The sequence below is a fragment of the Paragemmobacter amnigenus genome, from assembly GCF_009908265.2.
In the GTDB taxonomy this organism is placed as follows: Bacteria; Pseudomonadota; Alphaproteobacteria; order Rhodobacterales; family Rhodobacteraceae; genus Paragemmobacter; species Paragemmobacter amnigenus.
In genome coordinates, this window is the sequence record NZ_JAAATX020000014.1 from 60428 (window position 1) to 82427 (window position 22000).

Annotated in this window: 24 protein-coding genes; 5 read left to right on the top strand and 19 right to left on the bottom strand. The window is 62.5% G+C overall.

What is annotated here, in order from left to right; translation table 11 throughout:
* Positions 1-47: 47 nt before the first annotated feature.
* Both GU927_RS18010 and GU927_RS18015 read left to right on the top strand, forming a co-directional pair.
* The gene (locus tag GU927_RS18010; protein ID WP_161763832.1) at positions 48-1022 is read left to right on the top strand and encodes an aldo/keto reductase; all 975 of its coding nucleotides are present in this window, start codon (positions 48-50) and stop codon (positions 1020-1022) included.
* Positions 1019-1702, top strand: coding sequence for a creatininase family protein (locus GU927_RS18015; RefSeq protein WP_161763833.1), 684 nt, complete (start codon positions 1019-1021; stop codon positions 1700-1702). Before GU927_RS18010 ends, GU927_RS18015 begins: the two co-directional genes overlap by 4 nt.
* Positions 1703-1946: 244 nt before the next feature.
* Here the strand turns inward: GU927_RS18015 and GU927_RS18020 are convergent, their stop codons facing one another.
* The 14 genes from GU927_RS18020 to GU927_RS18085 form a co-directional block, all read right to left on the bottom strand.
* The gene (locus GU927_RS18020) at positions 1947-2921 is read right to left on the bottom strand and encodes an ATPase, T2SS/T4P/T4SS family (protein ID WP_161763834.1); all 975 of its coding nucleotides are present in this window, start codon (positions 2919-2921) and stop codon (positions 1947-1949) included.
* A complete protein-coding gene (locus GU927_RS18025; RefSeq protein ID WP_217765720.1) occupies positions 2921-4228 on the bottom strand; it encodes a TrbI/VirB10 family protein in 1308 nt (435 codons plus the stop codon). Before GU927_RS18025 ends, GU927_RS18020 begins: the two co-directional genes overlap by 1 nt.
* A 16-nt stretch (positions 4229-4244) precedes the next feature.
* Positions 4245-4994 (bottom strand): TrbG/VirB9 family P-type conjugative transfer protein, encoded by a 750-nt coding sequence (locus GU927_RS18030; protein WP_161763836.1) that lies wholly within the window; start codon positions 4992-4994, stop codon positions 4245-4247.
* Positions 4991-5650: a virB8 family protein gene (locus GU927_RS18035; RefSeq protein WP_161763837.1), complete on the bottom strand. Its 660-nt coding sequence runs from the start codon at positions 5648-5650 to the stop codon at positions 4991-4993. The genes GU927_RS18030 and GU927_RS18035 overlap by 4 nt, the downstream gene beginning before the upstream one ends.
* A gap of 32 nt (positions 5651-5682) precedes the next feature.
* A complete protein-coding gene (locus GU927_RS18040) occupies positions 5683-6702 on the bottom strand; it encodes a type IV secretion system protein (RefSeq protein WP_161763838.1) in 1020 nt (339 codons plus the stop codon).
* A 3-nt stretch (positions 6703-6705) separates the two neighbouring features.
* Positions 6706-7212 carry a hypothetical protein gene (locus tag GU927_RS18045; protein ID WP_161763839.1) on the bottom strand — a complete coding sequence of 169 codons (507 nt, stop codon included), beginning with the start codon at positions 7210-7212 and terminating at the stop codon, positions 6706-6708.
* Complete coding sequence (locus GU927_RS18050) at positions 7209-7997, bottom strand: type IV secretion system protein (RefSeq protein WP_161763840.1); 789 nt, start codon at positions 7995-7997, stop codon at positions 7209-7211. Before GU927_RS18050 ends, GU927_RS18045 begins: the two co-directional genes overlap by 4 nt.
* A 17-nt stretch (positions 7998-8014) precedes the next feature.
* On the bottom strand, positions 8015-9118 hold the full coding sequence (locus tag GU927_RS18055; protein ID WP_161763841.1) for a lytic transglycosylase domain-containing protein: 1104 nt from the start codon (positions 9116-9118) through the stop codon (positions 8015-8017).
* 8 nt (positions 9119-9126) lie between these two features.
* Positions 9127-9336, bottom strand: a complete 210-nt coding sequence (locus GU927_RS18060) for a hypothetical protein (protein ID WP_161763842.1) — start codon at positions 9334-9336, stop codon at positions 9127-9129.
* A complete protein-coding gene (locus tag GU927_RS18065; protein ID WP_217765721.1) occupies positions 9333-11726 on the bottom strand; it encodes a VirB4 family type IV secretion/conjugal transfer ATPase in 2394 nt (797 codons plus the stop codon). The genes GU927_RS18060 and GU927_RS18065 overlap by 4 nt, the downstream gene beginning before the upstream one ends.
* On the bottom strand, positions 11701-11976 hold the full coding sequence (locus GU927_RS18070; RefSeq protein ID WP_161763844.1) for a type IV secretion system protein VirB3: 276 nt from the start codon (positions 11974-11976) through the stop codon (positions 11701-11703). The genes GU927_RS18065 and GU927_RS18070 overlap by 26 nt, the downstream gene beginning before the upstream one ends.
* Positions 11977-12045: 69 nt before the next feature.
* Positions 12046-12360, bottom strand: a complete 315-nt coding sequence (locus GU927_RS18075; protein WP_161763845.1) for a TrbC/VirB2 family protein — start codon at positions 12358-12360, stop codon at positions 12046-12048.
* A gap of 9 nt (positions 12361-12369) precedes the next feature.
* Complete coding sequence (locus tag GU927_RS18080) at positions 12370-13080, bottom strand: lytic transglycosylase domain-containing protein (RefSeq protein WP_161763846.1); 711 nt, start codon at positions 13078-13080, stop codon at positions 12370-12372.
* Positions 13052-13372, bottom strand: coding sequence for a hypothetical protein (locus GU927_RS18085; protein ID WP_161763847.1), 321 nt, complete (start codon positions 13370-13372; stop codon positions 13052-13054). The genes GU927_RS18080 and GU927_RS18085 overlap by 29 nt, the downstream gene beginning before the upstream one ends.
* Before the next feature lie 290 nt (positions 13373-13662).
* On the opposite strand from GU927_RS18085, the gene GU927_RS18090 reads away from it, so the two are divergent.
* From GU927_RS18090 to GU927_RS18100, 3 genes are all read left to right on the top strand, one after another.
* Complete coding sequence (locus GU927_RS18090; protein ID WP_161763848.1) at positions 13663-13842, top strand: hypothetical protein; 180 nt, start codon at positions 13663-13665, stop codon at positions 13840-13842.
* 59 nt (positions 13843-13901) lie between these two features.
* Entirely contained in the window at positions 13902-14543 is a 642-nt protein-coding gene (locus tag GU927_RS18095) for a hypothetical protein (protein ID WP_164517409.1), read from the top strand.
* A gap of 216 nt (positions 14544-14759) precedes the next feature.
* Entirely contained in the window at positions 14760-15605 is an 846-nt protein-coding gene (locus GU927_RS18100) for a hypothetical protein (RefSeq protein WP_126976264.1), read from the top strand.
* Positions 15606-15679: 74 nt separating this feature from the next.
* Here GU927_RS18100 and GU927_RS18105 read toward each other — a convergent pair whose 3' ends face one another.
* The 5 genes from GU927_RS18105 to GU927_RS18125 form a co-directional block, all read right to left on the bottom strand.
* The gene (locus tag GU927_RS18105) at positions 15680-18850 is read right to left on the bottom strand and encodes an efflux RND transporter permease subunit (RefSeq protein WP_125327827.1); all 3171 of its coding nucleotides are present in this window, start codon (positions 18848-18850) and stop codon (positions 15680-15682) included.
* Entirely contained in the window at positions 18847-20295 is a 1449-nt protein-coding gene (locus GU927_RS18110; protein ID WP_125327826.1) for an efflux RND transporter periplasmic adaptor subunit, read from the bottom strand. Before GU927_RS18110 ends, GU927_RS18105 begins: the two co-directional genes overlap by 4 nt.
* Entirely contained in the window at positions 20292-20681 is a 390-nt protein-coding gene (locus GU927_RS18115) for a FixH family protein (protein WP_125327825.1), read from the bottom strand. Before GU927_RS18115 ends, GU927_RS18110 begins: the two co-directional genes overlap by 4 nt.
* Positions 20682-20775: 94 nt before the next feature.
* On the bottom strand, positions 20776-21159 hold the full coding sequence (locus tag GU927_RS18120) for a hypothetical protein (protein WP_125327824.1): 384 nt from the start codon (positions 21157-21159) through the stop codon (positions 20776-20778).
* 263 nt (positions 21160-21422) lie between these two features.
* Positions 21423-21995, bottom strand: a complete 573-nt coding sequence (locus GU927_RS18125; protein ID WP_125327823.1) for a c-type cytochrome — start codon at positions 21993-21995, stop codon at positions 21423-21425.
* Positions 21996-22000 lie beyond the last annotated feature (5 nt).

The following is a 22000-nucleotide window of genomic DNA, read 5'->3' on the forward strand; positions in this document are numbered from 1 at the left end:
GATGAGGCCGCCGGCCCCTATTCCCTTGCGGAAAACAAGAGGGCTTCATGCAGTACAGGGCGTTCGGGCGAACCGGCTGGCAGGTGTCGGAGATCGGGTTTGGTGGCTGGCAGATCGGCGGACAATGGGGCCGTGTCGATGATGTAGCCTCTATCCGCACCCTTCTGCACGCGTTCGAAGCCGGGATCAATTTCGTCGATACGGCAGAGCTTTACGGCGCGGGGCATTCGGAATCCGTGATCGGGCAAGCGCTCCGACAATGGCGGGGGGCCAAGATTTATGTCGCGACGAAGGCTCAGCCGACAGTCTGGCCGAACCCGGAAGATCTTGCGCCCGAGATGCGAGGGCGGTTTCCGAGCTGGCATTTGCGGGCAAATGTTGACGCCTCCTTGCGACGGTTGGGTGTCGAAAGGATCGACCTATTCCAACTCCATTCGTGGGGTCCGGCAGGTCACCGCGAACTGGATTGGCTGGAAACCCTGAGCGACCTGCGGACCGAGGGCAAGATTGACCAGATCGGCGTTTCACTCCGGGACAACCAGCCGCAGGAAGGAGTAGCGCTGGCCCGGCTGGGGTTGGTGGCGTCCGAGCAGGTGATCTTCAACATGTTCGAACAGCCACCGCGTGACGCGTTGTTCCCGGCAGCCAGAGCCGGCGGGACCGCGATCATCGCACGCGTTCCGCTGGATTCCGGGTCACTGATCGGGCAATGGACCGACAGCAGTTACGAAAACTTCGAGCCCGGCTCGCAGCCGCATCAGATGTTCCGGGGCGACCGCTTTGCTGAAACCCTGGCGAGAGTGGCCGCGCTGAAGTCCGATGTTGCACCCTACTATTCCAACCTGGCCGAGGCGGCGATGCGTTACGTTCTGGCGCATGACGCAGTGTCGGTTCTGATCCCCGGCATGAAGTCGCCGGACGAAGTGGACATGAACATCCGCTACAGCGATGGCGCCGAATTTCCGCATGACCTTCTGGCCAAGATGCCGCGACACGCCTGGGTGAGGAACTTTTACCGATGAGACAGATCGAACGCCTGCGCCCGCACCAGATCGAAGCTGCGTTGGCCGAACGCTCATTGATCTATCTCCCGCTCGGCACCATCGAATGGCATTGCCACCACCTTCCAGTCGGGCTTGACGCCCTGACCGCGCACGGCCTTTGCCTGCTCGCAGCAGAGGAAACCGGCGGCCTGGTCTGGCCGGTCCTTTACTATGGCACGGGTGGCGGTCATAGAGACTTTCCTTGGACTGTGATGATGTCCGAACGCGTGGAAATCGAGGCCCTCTTGACCCAAACCCTGCGAAGGCTCAGTCAATTGGGCGTTCAGGAAGTCGTGATTTTCTCCGGTCATTTCGCGGACGAGCAGTTGCAAATGATCGACGCGATGGCTGAGGGCTGGAACGCAACCGGCCACCCGCCACAGGTCAAAGCCTTCGCCGTCAACCGTGCTGACGTCCCGAAATTTCCGCCAGACCACGCAGGATTGTTCGAGACCACGTTGCTTGCTGGTTTGACGGAGGGGTTGATTGACCTTTCCAAGTTGGGATCTGCCGCGGATGACATCGACCGTTTCGATCCCGCTTCGCCCCTGTGGGGTATCGTTGGCACAGACCCCCGCGAGATTCCCCCGTCGGATGGGGCGACGGTGGTCCGCAGTGTAGTCAGTGCAATCACGGCCCGTGCCGCCTCCCAGCTGTGAAGGTCATTTGGCTACGGGACGACGCACACAACAATACAAATCCGCTAAGCGCAAAGTGTTTCCGCTCTCCTTTTCGGATAGCCGTCTATCCGTTCGCCGGTCCTGAGGTAGTGAATGGCTGTACAGTCTAGCTGTGCGCTTTGCTCTAAGAACTGTCGGATGTCCGCTTTCCGCCTTTTGCGAAGCCAAGGCTCGCTTCAACCCGCCGCGCTTTACAGTTGATTCCCGCGCATCCGACGTCGCGTTACAGGCACAGTATCTCCGCCACCCCCCGGCTACCACCTTGCCGGGAGAGCTGCACCACCAAGTCCACGCTCCCTTCGCAGTACCGCTTCACCTCCTCGAATCCCATTCCGAGCCCGGCAGCCATGACCATGATCGCCAGCCGGTCGATGGCTTTTCGCGCCGTATCTGCATGGATGGTCGTAAACGACCCGCCGTGTCCCGTGTTGATCGCCTCGAGGAAGGTGCGACTTTCCTCGCCCCGCAACTCGCCCAAGATGATCCGATCCGGCCGCATCCGGAGGGAGGCTTCCAGTAGCCGCGCAGGCGTCCGTTCGCCGTGGCCGCTGCGATCCGCCTTGAGCGCTACCGCGTTCTCCTGACGGGGGAACAGCTCATAGGCATCCTCGATGGTCAGGATTCGCTCGGCTGGGTTCACCATCGACAACAAAGACCGAGCGAATGTCGTCTTACCGGTCGAGGTGCCGCCGGAGATCAGAAGGTTCATACGTTCCTCAACACACAGCCGCATTGCGTCGATGACATGCCCAGCCTCAGCAAATTTCATCGCCTCGGCTGCTCGCGCCCGTCGCCGCGCGTCCAGATCGACAAGCCCACCATGCAAGAGCCGTGGTTCGATCAGCTGATCGGCTGCGACCTTAAACGGCCGGAAGGTGATGGCCATCCCGCCTTCCACGACGGGCGGTGCCACAACCTGCGCCCTGATCGCAATGTCGCCCCAGACGATCTTGCCTGACACAGTCGGCTTCTTTTCGGAGAACTGCACGCCGACCGCTGAAGCGATGGCATGACCAAGATTGTTCGATAGGACCCGGTCGATGGTCAGATGTGCCATCCGCTCCATGTGGGTCGCGCCCTTCCGCTCGATCCAGACGTTGCCGTCAGGATTGATCGCCACTTCGACGAGGTTGTCGCGCAGGAACAGCGGCGCGATCGGCGTGAGGTATGTCCCAAGGAAGCTCGGCCGATCGTCCATCACCAGATTTCCAGATCGCGGTCGACCATGACCGTGATCGCGGCCCCGGGGGCGACCGTGATGATCGGCGGCAGGCTCGTGTAGGCCTCGACCGCCGAGCCCATGGCAGCACTCAGGTCTTCGCCCATGCTCTCGGCTGTATCTGAACTGATCTCGTCGGTGTATTTCGCGGCGGCAACGGCGGGGGCGGCCCCGAGAAGAGAGATGAGCGCAGCCGACCCAAACCGCGCGCCGAATCGGGTGTTGACCTCGCCGGTGAGGCCGGAGCGACCCTGGGCGTCCCCACCGAAAGCCTCCATCTGCACGGACTGCCCATCCGGGGTGACGAGCCGCCTCCAAGCGACAAGAATGCGACCCTGACCAATCGCCACGTCCGAGGAATAGTCGCCGAAGAGACGCGAGCCGGCGGGAATCAGGATCTGGGCCTGATCGAAGGACCAGACCGGCCGGGTCACGATCGCCGTGAGCTGGCCGGGCAGGCTCGAGTCGACCGCGTTCTCCAGGGTTGCCTCGATCATGGTGCCTTGCAGGACGGTGTTCGACGGGTTGGCAATCACCTGGCTGACTTCGGTCGCGGTGGCTTCCCGCCCCGACTGCACGAAATCCCGACCCGTCGCATCTCGGCCCTCGGCAGGGGCCTCGGGCATCCCCATCCCGGCATCCCCTGCCCCACCCTTCTGACCATCGTCGAACACGACAGAAGGCGAGGCCACACGGGCCGCAAGCTGCGCCTCGCGCTCGGCACGTTTGGCAGCCAGTTCGGCCTCCCGCGTAGATTCAGCGGCACCAGCGGTATCGGCACCTGCCTTTAGCACGGCAATCTCCTGATCGAACTGACGCCGCATGTCTTCCATCAGGGCAAGGTTCTGCGACTGCGCTTCTTCCAGCGCGAGCGCCAGTTCCTTGGCCGTCTCGTCCTTTTCGGCATCGGCCCTGTCGGCAAGATCACCCAACTCGCGCTGCAGCCGTTCGACCTCGGACTGGAGCGTGGCGTTCCGCGCTTCGAGGTCTTCGCGTTGCGAGGCCAGTTCCCCTTCGATGTCGGAGAACCCATCTCCATCGGGCTTCGCTTCCGGTCGCGGCTCAATTGCTCCGAAAGGCGAGCCTCCCGCCCGATCCTGGAATTCTTCGACGGCCGAGGTTTCCACATCGGGAATGGCTTGGGCAGAGGGCCAGACCGTCCAGAGCGCCGCAAGGCTTGCCCCTGCCAGCAGCGCACCCATGCCAAGCTTTTGCTGGCGGGTCAGCTTCGGCTTCGGTCGCTCGACCTTGTAGTCCAGCTCAGCGCCCTTCTGCGGATCGGTCATCTCCGGTTGCGCCATGTCAGAACTCCCATCCTTGAAGCTTGGCGAGCAAAGCCGGGTCGGTGGTCACACCGCCATCCATCCGCTCGATGCATAGAACCTGCGTGCCGATCCGGATCGAATAGGCGGAGCGCAGCCCCGATACGCGGACGATGCTGCCTTGCGTCCCAGAATTCAGCGTCACCTCGCGGCCCGTCGCATCGACGCCAAAGATCGAAGGCCGAAGACCTGGCGCGAAGGCGAAGTAGGTCGCTTGCCCATCGTTCCAGATATGGACGGGTTTCAGGGTCACGTCGCCCGACCAGGCGTAACCGATGTCGCGCGAACCTGCGGCCACCGTGCTGCGGGCTGTCCGGCTCGTGCCGGTTTCGGGATAGCGCAGGACCAGACGATACGTCGGGTTACGAGACCTGCCCTCGCTGATCGACAGCGAGATCGTGCGCCGCCCGGTGTAGATCGTCATGTTGGTTTCCGCCCCGGCGATCAGGGGTTTCACGGAAACCGTAGTGCGGTTCGAAAGCACCTCGACCTCGAAGGCCTCGCTGTCGCCAAGAAGGACCGAGTCGATCCGCTCGCCCGCACCGAGTTCGATGGCGGTGTTCACACGAAGATGCGTGTCGAGCCGGATGACATCGACGGGGTTGTAGAGGACCGACCGGACACGGACATCCGCGCCCATTGAGGCGGGGGCGACTTCGGCAGTGGAAACACTCGCGACGACGAGGACGCAGGCGAAGGCAAGTCCCGGGAGGTGGAGAGATCGGGTCATGGATTGGTCTCCAGGGTTTCTGCGTCGACGCGGTAGGCCGAGACAGTGAAGCCGAGCGGGTTTTCCCAGACATGGGCGAGAGAGCGTTCGGTCTTTGGCTCGAAGGCGAATTCGACCGTCGCAACGAAGGGCTGGGTCACCGGCTCCTGCTTCGTCTTGCGCAAGGTTTTCAGGAAACGGATCTGGGCGACGTTCGGCGAAAGGAACGTGATCCGGCGCACGGTCACCGTGACTTCCGCACCGGGCCCATAGACATCGGGCGGATAGGCAGAATTGCCGCCGCCCTTCGACCAGAGAAGTCGCAGACTTTCCTCCGCGCCCCCTGTGGAGCGGCGCTGGACGCTCTCGAGCCGGGCTTGAATGCCTGCGAGGAAATAGCCTTCGCGATCTGAGACGTAAGCCACGAGGAGGCTTTGCTTCAGCGCCTCCTGGTCCTCGATCCCGGTCGGGGCGACCTGCAGGATGTTTTCAGCGTCTCCGGTCTGGCGATCAACGAGGACGGTGAAGACCTGGGTTTCCCGCAAGGGCAGGACGAGGACCAACGCGGTCGCAAGGATCAGGCTCAGCCCGCTAGCAGCACTCGCGACGATCCAGGCGCGCCTGGCCGAGAGGCGGGGCTCCAGAACGAGATCGACATCAAATCCATGCGCCTCCATGGGCGGTCCTCCACTTCTCGAATTCTGGGGCATCAGCTCTTGTCCGGCGCCCGGCTGGCGAGCCGAATCGCGGTCTGCACCGCGGACCGCCCGATTTGTCCGGCGGTGTTGCCGTTGAGGCGGGCATCCGATGGACGGCGACCACCCGCATCCAATCCGGCGGCTCCCCGGCCCGCGCCGATCCCGGAGGCGATACCGGTGCGTCCGTAACCTTTGGCGTTGTCCGCTGTGCGGAAGGTCGAGGCAGCGACACTGCCGAGACCGGTCGCGGTCGACGCGAGGGACTGTGCGATCGTCGGCACCATGGCCATGAGGCCGGTGCCGAGCATCATGACGACCACAAAGCTCAGAACATCGCCGATGGTTTCCACCGAGGCGAGGGAGGCCGGGGTTAAGTCCTCCGCGATGTAGATCGTGAAGGCCGCCATGCCGGACGTCAGCATTGGGTAAAGAGCGAAGCCGAGGGCGAGGTTCACCCACCGGTCGAAAAGCGGGGTAGTCACCTTGAAAAGCGTGCAGCCGATTGCGACGGGTGCGAAGATGACGAGAACACCAATCATGATCTTCGCAGCCGAGATCACGATGATCGACACCGTCGCCATGAGGGCTGCCACAAGGAACATCAGGAGACCCGCGAGGGCACCGGTGATATAGCTGCCATTCTGACTGATCGCCTGACCTACATCGAGGGCTTGAAGGTAGAGGGCATCCAGACCTTCATAGAGGTTGCCCGACCGATCGCCGAACGCGTTCATTACGACCGCCCCGATCTCGCTCGGAGCATTGGTCAGGACGCCGTAGACCGAATTGAAGTTGGCCCAGGATGACAGAAATGCCGAGGCCACGGCGATGCGTGCCATCAGGCCGAGCCCGTTGCGAAGGGTCATTGGGACGGCTTGCGCCATCAGGTTTATCCCGACCAATGCCACCACAAGGACCGACCCGACCCGGAAGACCGGCACGATCTCGGCCGCCACGGCATCAAATGCCGTAGCGCCAACCGCAGTTGCGGCGGCATCGACCTGGGTCAGAATGTCGGCGATGATGGCCATGGATCACTTGGCCCGACAGCTTTGCTCGAGGTCTCGAAACCGCGCTTCGGTCGCGCGCCGATCTTCATCGCGGATGCGTTCCAGCACTGGACGGTCTGCATCTGTCAGTTCCGCCGTCGACTTGCCCAATACGGCCTCTACGAAAGCGTCGAAGCTGAAGCCGTCGAAGAGGCAAGCGCAGGAGCCATCTTCAAGCCGCTGCGACATCGCCACGCGGAAATAGGCTTGGCGAGCCACCGCGCGGAACTTCCAGTCGGTGATTCCGTCCGGTAGGTTGATCACCTCTTCGCAGGAAGGCTTGTCTGCATTGGCAAAAATCCCGGTCCCACGCCGCTGCATTTCGGTCAAGAGGTCAAGCGCGGCCTCGGCATCTTGCGCCACTACCGCTTCCCGGGTTCTTTCGGCCAGTTCAACGTCGCTGACCAAAGAGAGGTCTTCCGCTGCGGCGAAGTTCGCAAGGCACAGGAGGGCAAAAGCCGCCACGACCGGCTGAGACGCCCGCCACATCATTCGGCCCCCGAGTAGTCGAAGAAGCTCTTTTCCTTGGCCTGTTCCGCCGCCCAATTCACACCCGTCTGCCCGGCAGCGAGACCCGCAGCCGCGTTCAGCCGCCACATCTGGCCGAGCATGTAGTTGGTCTCGGCGGCCATCCGGGTGTTGAGGTCGATGCTTTCCTTTAGCGTATCCTGGTTGGCGATTTCGTCCACCAGCCCGTCGATCCGCGCGAGGCTTTGGGCGGCTTCCTCGTAGGAGAGCTGCGCCACGCCCATAGCCGTGGCACTTGTGGCGGCGGTCGTCGCGATGAGCTTGTCCTGCGGGTTCTCCGACGACGAGAGCCCGGCCAGGGCTTCCGAGGTCAGTCCGGCCCCTTCCAGCGTGTCGCGCATATACTCCGCGGCCATCTTGTCGCCCATGGTCACATCGCCATCGAGCAGGCTGTCCCGGAGCCCATCGAAGTCCCCGATGGTCAGTGCGTCCTGGAAGCCGGAGAGATCGGTGATCTTGGCCGCCCGCGAGCGCAAGTCCTCCACCGAATTGTAGAGGCTTGCGATTTCGTTCAGGCCTGAAATCGACCCCAGGATGCCTTCGAGGTTGGTCAGCTGCTCGAGACCTGTCTCGACCTGCTTCTTCAGCTCTTCGATCTGCGCAATCTGGTTTTCGGCATCGCGAAGTGCCGCCTGCAGTTGCTCAATGTTCTTGGCGAGGTTGGTGCCGTCAATGACGGGCACGCCCTGCGCCAGAAGAGGTGATGCCAGAAGCGTTGCGCAGACGGCGAGCGCGAGACGCGCCCTCATTCGAAGGACGGCAGATATCACGGAGTGTACTCCCAAAAGGTGGTGTATTGCAGGGACTGCGCGGCATCGGAGAGCCCACGGGCCGCCTCGACCTTGACGGCGCCTGCGCGGAGTCGCAGCGTCAAGGCCATGAGACGCGCGCGTTCGGCGAGCATGTAGGTGTTGTGGTCGACCGCCTCTTTCGGGGTCTCGGGCTTGGCCGCTTCAAGGAAGCCCTTGATCCTAGCCATGGCCGCCTCGATCTGCCCCGACTGCTGGCCGGAATAGCCGATAAAGGCCGAAGACATGTTGCCCCATTCGGCACTTGCGCCCTCCACCCCCGCCAGCGTGCCAGTTACATCGGCACCGGTGATCACCGAGAGATAGGCGTCGTAGTAGCTTGAGATCCGGCGAACGTAGTTCTGGGTTTCCTCGAAGGGTGGGATGCCGCCATATTTCTGGACGTTGCCGGGCCCGGCGTTGTAGGCCGCGAGCGCGAAGTCGATCCGGCCGAAGCTGTTGAGCTGGGTCGCGAGATAGCGCGCACCGCCATCAAGGTTCTGCAGCGGATCGGTCGGATCGACGCCGAGATCGGCGGCGGTACCGGGCATCAACTGGCAAAAGCCCATGGCCCCAACCGGGCTGATCGCCGCGTTTGAAAACCCGCTCTCCTGCTTGACCAGCGACTGGAAGAGAATGCGCCAGGTCGTGGGTGTGAGCCCAACCTTCACAACGCCGGGATGCGTCTCATAGCGCGCCGCCGTCGCGATGATCATCGCTTCGACCGTCTCACCCTCGCCAAAAAGCCGCTGGCTCTCCGCGCTCGTCTCTTGAAGGGGATAAACCTCGTCGGCAGAGCGGAAGCTACCCGCCCCCGTCTCGAAGCCGCTGAGGTCGGTCGTGCCAGTCGTATCTGCGAGGAAACGCTCATAGGCAGCCAGCTGCTCGTCTTCGATCTCGCTGAGTTCCGTGCGGGTGGTTAGCTTATCTCCCTGCTTCACGGCGTCCTCGGCCTGTTCGACCAGACGCGAGATGAAGTTTGAGAGCCGTGAGCCGTCGATGATCGGTACGCCCTGGGCCTGGATGCCCATGGGCACCGAAGTGCCGAGGAGAAGCCCGAGAAAGAGGGGGGTGCGACGCATGCGGTGGCTCAGTTCGCGCAATGGGCGTCGGGGGCGTTCATCGTCGAGACGATTACTGTCGTGCCGTTAGTTTGCTCCCGCACAGCGAAGTACTTGCCTTCGGCGCGGAACTGGCCGTGGCAGGGCGAGACGGCCCCCGTTTCGACGCCGGCGCAGGCAGACAGGAGGGTGATCCCGAGAAGGGAGAGAGGGATCAGGCGGTTGCGTCGTCGGGTCACGTCATATCCTTCCAGAAATCGTTGGTGTCGCGCCAGCCATAGGGGGCGCGGTCTTCACCGGATCGGCCACCGCCGAGGACGGCGAGCGCGGGCCCGAGGGCCGCGAGATCCATGTTCACGAAGACCGAGTCTCCGGCCGAGCGCAGGAGGGCGAGGCGCAGGCCGCCCGTCGGCGTGCAGAGGAACTCGGCCTCTTTCTCGTTCAGCCGCAGTATCCGATAATCCTCGGGGTTGGCGCGCGGGTTCGGGTAGAGAAGCTGGGTCACCACGCTTTCCGCGATGATCTGGCCGACCTTGACCCGGGTCAGGTGCGTCGGCGTCTGGGTCAGCATCATCACCACGGCGTTCTTCTTCCGCATGGTGACCAGCCAATCGTGCAGGCGCTTCTCGAAGATCGGATCGTCGAGCATCTTCCAGGCTTCATCGATGACGATGAGGGTCGGACGACGATCCTCGATCACCCGATCGATGCGACGGAAGAGATAGGCCAAAAGCGCCGAGCGCTCGGTTCCGAGATCGAGGATTTCCGACATGTCGATGCCGACCACATCTTCGGACAGACTGATCTGAGATGTGGCCCCGGGCCCAAAGAGCCAGCCATGCCGACCCCCCTGCCCCCATTCCCGGACTCTGCCTACCAGATCGCCCTCGTCGTCGGTCGAAGCGACGAGGGTTGCCAGGCCATCGAACGTCCGAAGCCGCGGATCAGCGGAAACGATCTGACGAACGGCGGCGTTGAGACTGACGGTTTGGGCGGTCTCGAAGGGCCGTACACCTGCAAGAATGTCACCGAGCCAGTCGGTGAGCCAGGCCGCCCCCCGCTCGTCGACCTCGGTCTGGAATGGGTTCAGGCCTGTCGCCTCGCCGATCCTGATTGCGGAATAGCTTCCGCCCAAAGCGCGCACAGCCATCTCGAGGCCCCGGTCCTTGTCGATGACGAGGATGCGGGCATGCACCCGCCGGGCCTGCGCCATCAGAAAGGCCGTGCCAAGGGTCTTGCCGGATCCGGTGCGGCCGAGAACCAGCGTGTGTCCAGCGCTCGGCTCGGCACCCCGCTCACCCTTGTCGTGGAAATTGAAGCGGTAGAGGCTCGATGTCACCGTCGGCAGTGCCGTGATCGTCTCGCCCCAGGGCGATTGCACCTTGGAGCGACCTTCCGTCACCCGGTGGAGCGCCGCGAGGTGCGCGAAGTTCTGGGCTGACAGCAGTGCGGTGCGTGGACGGTAGGCCCAGTTGCCCGGGGCTTGGGCAAACCACGCTGCGCGGGCGGCGAAACTCTCGCGCACCAAGGTAGCCCCGCAGTCCTGCCCTGCCCGCCAGACCTCAGAGGCTGCTTCTTCCAGCCGTTCAGGGCTTTCCGCCGTGACCATGACGGTCAGGTGATGCTTGCCAAAGACCTGTCGGCCCGAGGCGACGTTGTCCGCAGCCTCGTAGAGTTCCTCACGCAAGGTTTCGGCGGCGTCCTCGGAGGCGCGCATCTGGCGCGCCGTGCGCTTGATGCGCTCTTCGATCTCGTTGTTGCGGGCGGGCGTGAAGCTGTTGGAGATGACGATGTCGTAGGGTAACTCCAGGGCATCGAGCATCCGGGCCCAGGTACGGGCGGGGTAGGATTTCACGCCGAAAATCGTCCCAAAGCGCTGCCCGGCGCAGGTTTCGATTTCCACCCGCTTGCCAGAAAAGGTCATCTGCGATGATGCTACGGCCTCGCTGAGAAACTGGCCGCGCATTGGAAGTACTTTGGCCATCGGCTGACCAAGAACGACGCCCAGAAGACCGAGCCATTCCCCGGAAGAGATGCTCAAGCGCCGGAAGCCCAATCCCTGGCAGGCACCGGCAAGCAGGCCCATCGCTTCATTCAAGCGTTCGATCCGCTGGCCAAGATCACCTGTGAACGCTGCCTTGAAGAGAGCACCGATCAGCGGAGCCCGTTTTAGCGCGGTGGGGCGCAGAATAAGTGAGACCATCAGCACCCGGCGCTTCAAAGTGCGGGAGCGAAGATGTCCCTGCCAACGGCCATCGACCATGGCAGCGAATTCCGCCCCAGTGCCCTCACCATCGAAGGGTTTCAGTTGAGGTGCATCCGGCAGGGTCAGCTTTGAGACGTGAAACCCGAAACCTTCGCCCAGCTGGCCGATCAGCCGCGCAAGCGAAATGGTCGCGAGCGAGAGGTCCCCCTCTTCCGTCGTGAAACTGTCCTGCCCCTCGACCACGGCTGAGGCGATCAGATCCCCCTGACGGGTCAGGATCAGATTGTCCGCAGGTGCGGAGAGCCAGGGCAAATGTCGGGCGAGGGTCTCGGCTGCGAGATCCTCGGGCCGCAAGACAGATCGAAGGGCCGGTGTGGCAGGCAAAAGGGACTTTAAGTCAGCTGACATGGCGATCTCCGCCAAAGGCCGACTTGCCGTGCGCACGCGGTGTCCGGGAAAAGACCACCGCGACTGTCTCGAAGAGGTTCGGGTTGCGATCCGCAACGAACCACAAGATCGGATAGCCGACGACGCCGATCAGCAAAAACCGCCAGTCGTTTGCCCCAACGAAGGGAATGACCGAGCCCAGCATCAGGCTCACGAAGTAGCCGATGGGCAGGCCGAAGATCTTCGGCGGCCTGGTGAGGCCGAGAAACAGAGGCGCGTTATGCATACGAAAGGGTCCGGATCAGGCCGCAGGGCAGAGGGGTAAACCGCACCCCCTGCCCTGCTGGCATCAGCCTCAGGGGGCTGCGAAGCCATCGATGATCGTCGCGGCCGAGAAGACCAGGACCACGCCGAAGAAGATGGCGAGGAACAGGGGCCAGTTCAGGCGGCCGGTGAACATCATGTAGCCCGCGGCCACCACAGCGAGGATGGCGATCAGGCGACCGATCGGGCCGGTCAGCCCGTCAACGATGACCTGAAGCATGTTCTCTAGGGGGTCGAGGTTCTGTGCGAGCGCAGGTTCAGCGAGGATCGCCGCGAAGGGCAGTGCCAGCAAAAGGGTGTGCAAAGCCAGGCGCGGAAAACGCGCGCCGAAAAAAGTCCGGAACATGTGGGGAAGTTAATCCGATGAGAGGGTTGCGTTGGTCAGCCGTAGAACCTTGGCCACATGGCCTTCGGTTTCGGCATAAGGGGGAATGCCGCCATAGTCGCGGACCGATTCGGGGCCGGCGTTGTAGGCAGCCAGAGCAAGGTCTGCGGCGCCGAAGTTCTCAAGCTGGGCGAGGAGATAGCGTGCAGAGCCGTGCAGGTTGTCTTCAGGATCATGGGGGTCGACACCGAGGAGATCAGCAGTTCCTGGCATCAGTTGGCCAAGCCCGATAGCTCCGACCGGTGAGCGCGCATCCGGATTGAAGGCGGATTCCACCGCGATGTTGGCCCGAAAGAGCGCGAGCCATTCCGTCCCGGAAAGTCCCGCCGCTTTCAGCGCAGGGTGGCGGAGATAGTCGTCGCCCACGTCAAGAACGAGATCCTCGATCTCGGCCGTGCCACGCGGTCCCCTGCCCTTCTGGGCCGTGCCGTAGGACGCAAGAACGACGAGACCTTCGTCTTCAGCATCGGCCCCAGCTTCTTCTGCGAACGCGTCGTCGTCCAGATCGCCGCGTTTGGGAAGCTCTTTGCCAAAATCGAGAACACTGGCCAGAACCCTGAGGTCCTCTGCCCCTGCCCCAAGGTCGATCACCTCGGCGACGGCACCTTGTGCGCCGATGAGCCAAAGCGCCAGCCCGCAGCATAGGGTCAGATCAGGGAATAGGCTCCACCGCTGCGTCATGGGTCCAGGTCGCCTTCTCGCCCGTCTTCAAAGGAACGGGGACCGTGGTCAGACCCAGCTCGACCGCGAAGGAGATGAGACCAGTGACGGTCTTGAACTCCCGGGGTTCGAGCCCGCGTGAGATCACCAGAAGGGCTGTCTGGTCGCCCAAGCGCAATTGAATGCGCCAGGTGCCTTGCCAAACATTGAGAACCTTCTTTGCGTCCTCGACACAGAGGGCTTCGACGATGCCGCCTTCGGTCAGGGCCTCCTTAAGTCCGGCCTGCAAGATCACCGGGGTCAAGTTCCTCATGGGTAGGCACCTTCCGAAGCAACACGCTTACGGCAGAACATAGTGCAGGTTGCGCTGATGAGAAACATGTCGTCGCACAACATGGCGCTCACCTAGCGGTAGAATCCTGTTGCGTCAATAGAGGTGTTTTGCAATTCATGCACATGTTTTGAAACCGCGGACCGTGCATGCCCCTTCTCCGCTCCAGACACGCTTGCCTCGCCGCCGCCGCCCTGTTCACGATGCCTGTCTGCGGCGTCGCTCAAGGTGCGACGGCGTTGGACTGCTTGCCGCCGGTCCCGCCTGCACCGGTGACCGATGCTGCCACGCGCGCGGAATATCGCGTGGAGATCGGGCAGGAGTTCACGGCCTATTTCGATGAGGCGCAGACCTATCTGCGCTGTCTGGATGCCGCGCGAGCCCAGGTGTCCGAAGAGATCAACCGCGCGATCCACGACTACCAGGCTCTTGGCGAGGACCCGGACGGATGACCGCGTGAGATCAGGTCCCCCTACCCTTCCCCTCCTGGCATCTTCACAAGGAAACTCCCATGACAAGACTACGAGCTGCGGCCGCCCTGGCAGCGACCGCCATGTCACTTTCTGTTGCGGCTCCGGCACAAGCCTACCCCGTCGATTGCGCGATCCTTCTCTGCCTCGCAGGCGGCTGGCCAGCCTCGACCGAGTGCGCCCATGCCCGCACCGTCTTCATTGCCCGGATCACGCCATGGCCGGTCGAGCCACCGCTGCAAATCTGGAACTGCCCGATGCGGGCGAGTTTCCGCGGCGAGGCCAAACCGATCGAGCGCCTGTTCGACATCGCCGTTCGCGGAGAGACTGCCCCGCTCATCTCTGTCCCGAAAACGCCGTGGGCACCTCAGCTCGTCCAGGATCGGGCAGATGTCGATATCTCCGATCCGGCGTTTGACTTTGTCCGCTCGATCCGCGTGTTCGAGATCACCTACCAGCAGAGACGCAACTCTGACGGCGACTGCAACAGCTGGGGCGCCGTGTACATGGGCACCTATGGCGCTCAGGGCGACTACAGCCGTCGTCGGAGCAGCATTTCTGCGGTGCCGACCGCCTCAGACCTCACCGTGCCGGCAGACTGTCGCAGCTATTGGCACCGGTCTGTTTTCGTCGAATGGCGCGACTATGAAGGGAGCTACGGACACGAAGAGGTTCATTACTGAGAACATGAACGACCGCCCTCCCACGAAACGATCGAGTGACCGGATCCCCAGAAACAGAAACGACGCCAGACCATAGGCCCGACGCCGCACTGATTTCCTCGTGGTGATGGAAATCTAGCGCGAGCTTTGGGTCCGTTCAACCGGCAAATGCCTTTGCCGGAACGAAATTTTGCACGGCTCACGGTCTGGTGTCGCCCCAAGACGGAACGACACATCATGGAACTCACGACCGGCGCCATCCTGCGCCGCATCACCGAAACACCACTCTCCACTGCGGCCCATAAGCTCGCGACGATCATCCTCGACGGCATCGCCTGGAAGGATGGCTACAACGGGCTTGAACGCGGAACGGCCGCGTTCACGCTGGCGCACCTCGCCGAAAAGATGGGGGTTTCCCGGCAGCATCTGACGGCGCTCCTGGTCGAGCTCGCGGCGTCCGGCTTGGCGCTGGCCCGGTGGAAGCCCAATGGCAAGTTTGCGCCCTGGCTGTTCCGGTTCGGGGGGCATATCGCAACTGGAACAGCGCCAGATGTCGTGTCATCTGCAGGCGACACATCACTATCTGGAGACTCTAAGAACAAAACTATCTTTGCAGGAAAGATCGAGATCGGCGCAGTAGCCAGCGTCTACCACACGCCTTGGGCAGAATTGATCAAGTCAGCGAAGGTGTCGCTTGCCTGCTGGAACGTCGATACGCAGATCATCTGGGAACGTTTCCTGACTTTCAACCAGTCGCGCGGCAATGCCCATGTCCCGGCTGGCTACTTGCTCGGCTTCATGCGGCGCTGGCGGACCAGTTCGTCAAGCCGGGCTCCAACGTTTTCATCGGAGCCGGAGCTGCTGGCCAAAGAAGATCCGAAAACGCTCGAGCTCCATCAGCAGATTCGGGCTGCTCCTAGTGCCAACCGACAGTTTCACGCATCGGATTTGTGCAGCCTGATTGGCCAAGCCGCCTACGATGCTCGTGTCCTAGATGTCGTCCGACAGTTCGGCTGTCCAAGGTTCACTGCAATCCTTGCCGTGCACGGACGCGCCGTTTTGGCAGGAGAAATCTCGCGATGAGATGGCTTGATGCGGAAGAGAGACCTCGGACATGCTTGCTCCAATCATTTCTGCCGGGGTTTCTCCGACCACTTTCAAACCAGGGATTGACCCATTGGCTTCACGACGGCACCACCGTTGGCAAGGTCTCCTGCCTTCGCCAGCCCGCGCCCCTTGATCAGTGCGTAGACAGCCGGAATCACGACCAACGTCAGGATGGTGGACGACACCATCCCACCGATCATCGGCACGGCGATACGGCTCATAACCTCAGACCCGGTGCCATGCGCCCAAAGGATCGGCATCAGGCCCGCCATGATCGCCACCACCGTCATCATCTTGGGCCGCACCCGTTCGACAGCGCCGACCATGATCGCGGCATCCAGATCGGCGCGGGTGAATGGGCGTCCTGCGCGGGCGACCTCGGCCCTGCGTTCCGCCAATGCATGGTCGAGGTAGATCAGCATGATTACCCCGGTTTCCGCCGCCACGCCGGCCAGCGCGATGAACCCGACCGCGACTGCCACCGAGGTGTTGAACCCCATCCACCACATCAGCCAGACCCCGCCGACGAGCGCGAAAGGCAGCGATAGCATGACGATCAGGGTTTCGGTCAGGCGGCGGAAGTTGAGAAACAGCAACAGGAAGATCACCGCCAGTGTGATCGGCACGACGATTGCCAGCCGAGCCTTGGCACGTTCGAGGTATTCGAACTGACCGCTCCAGCCCAGCGAATAGCCGGGCGGCAGGATCACTTCGCCAGCCACTGCCGCTTGTGCCTCGGCGACATAGCCGCCCAGATCGCGGCCCGCGATGTCCACGAAGATGTAGACGGCAAGCTGACCGTTCTCAGTGCGGATCGACGTCGCACCCCGTGTACGCTCGACAGCGGCGACCTCGCCCAGGGGCACAGTGCCACCACCCGGAAGCGCGACCTGAACCTCTTGCGCGATGGCCTCGGGATCCTGGCGCAGCGCTGCGGGATAGCGCAGTGCCACGTTGTAGCGCTCGCGTCCCTCGACGGTCTGAGTGATCGCCTCGGCCCCAAGCGCCATGGCGATAACCTCCTGCACGTCCTGGATCGACAGGCCGTAACGCGCCAGCCGTTCCCGGTCGGGCACGATGTCGAGGTAATAGCCGCCGATCACCCGTTCGGCATAGGCGCTGGTGGTGCCGGGAACATTCCGCAGCACCGCCTCGACCTGCCGCGCGACTGCCTCCATTTCTGTAAGGTCAGTGCCGAAGACTTTCACCCCCACAGGAGTGCGGATGCCGGTGGCCAGCATATCGATGCGGGCGCGGATCGGCTGGGTCCAGGCGTTCGAGACGCCGGGGAATTGCAGGGCGGCGTCCATTTCCAGCCGCAGACTTTCCATCGTGACGCCCTCGCGCCACTCATCCTTCGGCTTCAGCTGAATGATCGTCTCGAACATCTCGGTAGGGGCCGGGTCGGTTGCCGTCAGCGCACGTCCCGCCTTGCCGAAGACGGTCTCGACTTCCGGGAAGCTGCGGATGATGCGGTCCTGCATCTGAATCAACTCCGCTGCTTTGGTGACGGACAAGCCCGGCAGGGTGGTGGGCATGTACATCATCGTGCCCTCGTCCAGAGCGGGCATGAATTCGGACCCCAACTGCCGCGCGGGCCAGATTGTGGCGACCAGTGCCACCAGCGCGAGCGTGATTGTGAACACCCGCGCCCGCAGCACCCATTGGATGACGGGTCGGTAGATCGCGATCAGGGCGCGGTTCACCGGGTTGCGGTGTTCCGGCACGATCCGCCCGCGCACGAAGATCACCATCAGCGCGGGCACCAGCGTCACTGACAAGAGCGCTGCGGCCGCCATGGCGAAAGTTTTGGTTGCAGCCAAGGGGCCGAATAGGCGGCCCTCTTGCCCTTCCAGCGCGAAGATCGGCAGGAAGGAGACGGTGATAATCAGCAGGCTGAAGAACAGCGCCGGGCCAACCTCGGACGCGGCTTCGATCAGCACTTCCACCCGTGGCTTGCCGGGTTCCGCCCGTTCCAGATGCTTGTGGGCGTTTTCAATCATCACGATGGCGGCGTCGATCATCGCGCCAATGGCGATAGCGATGCCGCCAAGGCTCATGATATTGGCCCCGATGCCAAGCGCGCGCATGGCGGTGAAGGCCATCAAGAGGCCCACCGGCAGCATGATGATGGCGACCAGCGACGAGCGGACATGCAGCAGGAAGACAAATGTGACCAGCGCCACGACGATGCTTTCCTCAAGAAGTGTCGTCCGCAAGGTTTCAATGGCTGACAGGATCAAGTTGGACCGGTCATAGACGGTGACGATCTCCACCCCCTCGGGCAGGCTTCGCGCGATGGTCTCGATCTCGACCTTGGCGTTATCGATCACGTCGAGTGCATTGGCCCCCACTCGTTGTAGCACGATGCCGCTGGCGACCTCTCCCTCGCCATTAAGCTCTGCGATGCCCCGACGCTCATCGGGCACGATCTCGACCCGCGCTACGTCGCGCAGCAGAACCGGCACGCCCCCCTCAGCACGGATCGGGACCATTTCCAGATCGGCTATGCCGTCCAGATAGCCGCGCCCGCGCACCATGAACTCGAATTCCGACAGCTCGACCGTGCGCCCGCCGGTGTCCATGTTGCTGGCCGCAACTGCCTCACCGATCTCGGACAGGGTGATGCCAAGCGCCCGCATCCGCACCGGATCGACGGTGATCGAGTATTGTTTCACAAACCCGCCGACGCTGGCGACTTCCGACACGCCGTCGGCACCGCTGATGGCAAAACGCATTACCCAATCTTGCAAGGACCGCAGCTCGGCCAGGCTCAGGTTCTCGCCCTTCAGCGCGTATTGATAGACCCAGCCCACGCCCGTCGCATCTGGCCCAAGCGCGGGCGTCACTCCATCCGGCAAACGTGCTGCGGCGGCGTTGAGGTATTCCAGCACGCGCGAGCGGGCCCAGTAGGGGTCCACGCCATCTTCGAAGATGATGTAGACGAAAGAGATGCCGAAGAACGAGAACCCGCGCACCACGCGTGACTGTGGCACGGTCAGCATGGCCGAAGTGAGGGGATAGGTCACCTGATCTTCGACCACCTGCGGCGCTTGCCCAGGATATTCGGTCAGCACGATCACCTGCACATCCGACAGATCGGGGATGGCGTCGATCGGCAGTGTGCGCAGGGACCAAAGGCCCGCAGCCACGGTAAAGACGGTGGCAAAGAGCACAAGCAGCACGTTGCGGGCCGACCATTCGATAATGCGGGCGATCATGGGTTGGCCTCCGGGGTGGATCCGGGCGCTGCAAGGGCAGCCAAAGCCGCATTGAGGTTGCTTTCGGCGTCGATCAAGAAGGTGGCAGAGCTGACCACTATGTCGCCCGCGCCCACGCCGCTGACGATCTCGATCATGCCGTCGCCCTTGCGCCCCACGGTCACAGGTTCGGGCCGGAACCGCCCTTCACCCAGATCAAGGATCACCACCTGCCTGTCGCCGGTGTCGATCACAGCACCCTCTGGTACCTGCACCACGGGTGCACCGCCGAGCATGATTTCGACCTCGGCGAACATGTTGGCGCGTAGGCGCCCGTCCGGGTTCGGCAATTCAATCCGCAGCTTTCCAGTGCGGGTCATCATATCGATCTCGGGGTAAATGGTGTCGATACGGCCCGGAATCGGGCCATCCGTGAGGCCACGAAAGCTCACCCGAACCTCTGTTCCTACTGCAATCTCCATCAGCGCCGCTTCAGGCACTTCGGCGATGACCCAGACGGTCGAGGTGTCAGCGATGCGGAACAGGGTATCGCCCGCTTCCGACATCATGCCTTCGACCGCCATCCGCTCCAGCACCACGCCGCTGCGCGGGGCCATGATCGGAATACTCACTGTCGTCTGGCCCTCGGTCGCGATGCGGTCGATCACCTCTCCCGGCACGCCGAGGTTTTCCAATCGTTGCCGCGCGCCCTCCCTTGACCGTCCTTCCGACCGCACGTCGGTTAGGAACTGTGCAAGAGCGGCAGCGATCTCGGGTGAATAGAGCGTCACGAGCGGCGCACCTTCGGCGATCGTGCTGCCTGTGGTCACATCGGCGACGGTTTCTATGAAGGCGTCTGCGCGCAGCGAGATCACGCTGATCCGGCGTTCGTCCAGTTCCACGATGCCCGGCGCGCGTAATGTGGCCGCCAGTGGGGCCAGCACCGCTTCGGCCGTCCGCACCCCGGTACGCTGCAACTTGCCAGGGCTGACAGTGACCGACCCGTCATCACTATCTTCACCGTCATAGACGGGAATGTAATCCATCCCCATTGAGTCCTGCTTCGGCACTGGCGAGGTGTCGGGCAGGCCCATCGGGTTGCGGTAGTAGAGGATGGTCCGCTCACCTGTTTCCACCATGGCCGCTTCGGCAGGGAGATCAGGAGCGGGGCCCAGTGAGATATCCTCGCTCTCCAGGACAGGCAGGAAGGCTCGCCCATCCGCCGTTTGCTGTTCGGATGCCGACCATTCGGGCAGTCCATCTGGATGCCTCCAGTAGATGACAGGCCCGGTTGCATCAGAGCGCTGCTCGGTGACAACCTCTTGGCCCGCAAGAAGGGCGATCTGCGTTTGCGCGAGATCCTGCAGGCCGGAGAGGGTGATGCCACCCTCTCCGGCCTTGAGGCCAGCCCATCCGGCACCTGCGGCGACAAGCGTGATCACCATCAGTTTCCCGAGGACGCTCATGGGGTTGCTTTCAGATCGATCTGAGCTTCGACCGTCTCCTCTTCGCCCTGCACCTTGGCGGCAATCGAAAACCGCCAGCCACCGGCCATGGTGATATCTGTCGCAAAGCGGTAGTTGCCCGGAGTCTCCGCAGGCATTGCGGTGACAGGAGAGGTCATCGTCTCCATGCCATCAGGGGCCATGTCCATGCGGGTGGCAAAAATCACGGCACCTTCGACGGGCGTGCCGGTTCGTAGGTCCGTCAGGCTGACCTCGACAATCGCGCCCGACCCGACGCGATGATCCGTGGATACCAGTTCAAAACGGAAATCTTCAGCGCCGCCATAGGCAGTCGTTGAGGACAGGGCAAGCGCCAGCGCAGCGCAACGAATGCGGAAAAGACGCATATTGGGGACCTCATGAGGATTATTGGAACGACGGGTGCCCTAGCCAGAGGCGCGGGCATCACTTGCATTGGCGGCGTGTCGAAACACGCAGTCGTCAGATGCGCGGAGGTCGTTTCAATCCTTCTGGTCGCAGGCCGTCGCCTGACCAGGGTGGGTCCGAATATCCGATCGCGGAAATCAGGGCCGCGAAGACCCCGGTGTCTACCAAAGGTGTCGGCAAGACGCTTGTGTTGACAGCACAGCGAAGCATGGCAATGCAGGCCAGTTCGCAAGACGGGTCATCAGGGCAATCGTCGTCGCAGCAGGGCATCGCGGCCATGGCGATTTCGTTCGTCAGTGCAGAAGCAGGTTGCGACGTGGCCGAGACGAGCACCGCCACGGTCAGGATCAAGGCAAGGAAAAGGCGCAGGACCGCTTGCATCATTGGTTTGTGTTGGATTTGGGTAGCGAGATCAAGTCGCATCACCGTGAGCGACACTCAGTCGCCTAAGCGCATTTTTCCCCCGTTAGGCGCTTTAGTGTCTATCTGGGAGGGATGTTAATAGGCAACGACTTCACGCCCACGGTAAAATGATCCCTCAGTGCCCACTAGCTGAACCTTCAGCGTGCCGCACGCTCATCTCGCGAACGACCACTTCGCACGCGCAGACATCCGGCTAGCCGACCAGAAACACGCTGATGCAGCGTCCGGATATCCCTACGGAACAGACCATCCGGCACAGACGAATGTTGTCAGGATCATTATTGTTGGCCCGATGGGAATCCCGCACGCATGTAGGCAATAATCGACCAGATCTGGTCCTCACTCAGGCTATCCTTAAAAGCTGGCATAGCGGTTTCGAAAGCCTTTCCGCCTTCTGATACAGTCCAAAGCAGGTACTCGTCGCCCGCCATCGGCATTTGGACCAAGTAGTTGAGCAACGCCGGCGACGGCGTCAGGCTGCGACCTTCCTCACCATCGCCAAAGCCCGTAGGCCCGTGACATCTGGCGCAGTTTTCGGCGTAGAGTGTTGCTCCGGCAGCCAGAGTCTCATCCGTCGACCGCAAGGGATTGCGCGCGCCGCGATACGCAGAGGGAACACCTTCATTCATGTAGGTCCAATGCCGTTGCATCCGCGCCTGCTGGCCTGGCCCCATCATCCCCCAGCCCCACATATCCCGACCCATACCATCGGGTGTCATGTGGCCGGGACCCATCCAGCCCGGACCCCACCAGTCGCGGCAGCACGGTGAACCTTGCTGGGCGAGGGCAGGTACAAGGGCTGCCGAAGCAATGAGTGCGAGTGCCGACAATGTTATGGTAACCTTGCCCATCAGAT

What these genes read in the sequence shown, in the direction of transcription:
- GU927_RS18010 (WP_161763832.1), top strand. Translation starts at nt 48, where the DNA reads ATGCAGTACAGGGCGTTCGGGCGAACCGGCTGGCAGGTGTCGGAGATC.
- GU927_RS18015 (WP_161763833.1), top strand. Translation starts at nt 1,019, where the DNA reads ATGAGACAGATCGAACGCCTGCGCCCGCACCAGATCGAAGCTGCGTTG.
- GU927_RS18020 (WP_161763834.1), bottom strand. Translation starts at nt 2,921, where the DNA reads ATGGACGATCGGCCGAGCTTCCTTGGGACATACCTCACGCCGATCGCG.
- GU927_RS18025 (WP_217765720.1), bottom strand. Translation starts at nt 4,228, where the DNA reads ATGACCGATCCGCAGAAGGGCGCTGAGCTGGACTACAAGGTCGAGCGA.
- GU927_RS18030 (WP_161763836.1), bottom strand. Translation starts at nt 4,994, where the DNA reads ATGACCCGATCTCTCCACCTCCCGGGACTTGCCTTCGCCTGCGTCCTC.
- GU927_RS18035 (WP_161763837.1), bottom strand. Translation starts at nt 5,650, where the DNA reads ATGGAGGCGCATGGATTTGATGTCGATCTCGTTCTGGAGCCCCGCCTC.
- GU927_RS18040 (WP_161763838.1), bottom strand. Translation starts at nt 6,702, where the DNA reads ATGGCCATCATCGCCGACATTCTGACCCAGGTCGATGCCGCCGCAACT.
- GU927_RS18045 (WP_161763839.1), bottom strand. Translation starts at nt 7,212, where the DNA reads ATGATGTGGCGGGCGTCTCAGCCGGTCGTGGCGGCTTTTGCCCTCCTG.
- GU927_RS18050 (WP_161763840.1), bottom strand. Translation starts at nt 7,997, where the DNA reads ATGAGGGCGCGTCTCGCGCTCGCCGTCTGCGCAACGCTTCTGGCATCA.
- GU927_RS18055 (WP_161763841.1), bottom strand. Translation starts at nt 9,118, where the DNA reads ATGCGTCGCACCCCCCTCTTTCTCGGGCTTCTCCTCGGCACTTCGGTG.
- GU927_RS18070 (WP_161763844.1), bottom strand. Translation starts at nt 11,976, where the DNA reads ATGCATAACGCGCCTCTGTTTCTCGGCCTCACCAGGCCGCCGAAGATC.
- GU927_RS18075 (WP_161763845.1), bottom strand. Translation starts at nt 12,360, where the DNA reads ATGTTCCGGACTTTTTTCGGCGCGCGTTTTCCGCGCCTGGCTTTGCAC.
- GU927_RS18080 (WP_161763846.1), bottom strand. Translation starts at nt 13,080, where the DNA reads ATGACGCAGCGGTGGAGCCTATTCCCTGATCTGACCCTATGCTGCGGG.
- GU927_RS18085 (WP_161763847.1), bottom strand. Translation starts at nt 13,372, where the DNA reads ATGAGGAACTTGACCCCGGTGATCTTGCAGGCCGGACTTAAGGAGGCC.
- GU927_RS18095 (WP_164517409.1), top strand. Translation starts at nt 13,902, where the DNA reads ATGACAAGACTACGAGCTGCGGCCGCCCTGGCAGCGACCGCCATGTCA.
- GU927_RS18100 (WP_126976264.1), top strand. Translation starts at nt 14,760, where the DNA reads ATGGAACTCACGACCGGCGCCATCCTGCGCCGCATCACCGAAACACCA.
- GU927_RS18105 (WP_125327827.1), bottom strand. Translation starts at nt 18,850, where the DNA reads ATGATCGCCCGCATTATCGAATGGTCGGCCCGCAACGTGCTGCTTGTG.
- GU927_RS18110 (WP_125327826.1), bottom strand. Translation starts at nt 20,295, where the DNA reads ATGAGCGTCCTCGGGAAACTGATGGTGATCACGCTTGTCGCCGCAGGT.
- GU927_RS18115 (WP_125327825.1), bottom strand. Translation starts at nt 20,681, where the DNA reads ATGCGTCTTTTCCGCATTCGTTGCGCTGCGCTGGCGCTTGCCCTGTCC.
- GU927_RS18125 (WP_125327823.1), bottom strand. Translation starts at nt 21,995, where the DNA reads ATGGGCAAGGTTACCATAACATTGTCGGCACTCGCACTCATTGCTTCG.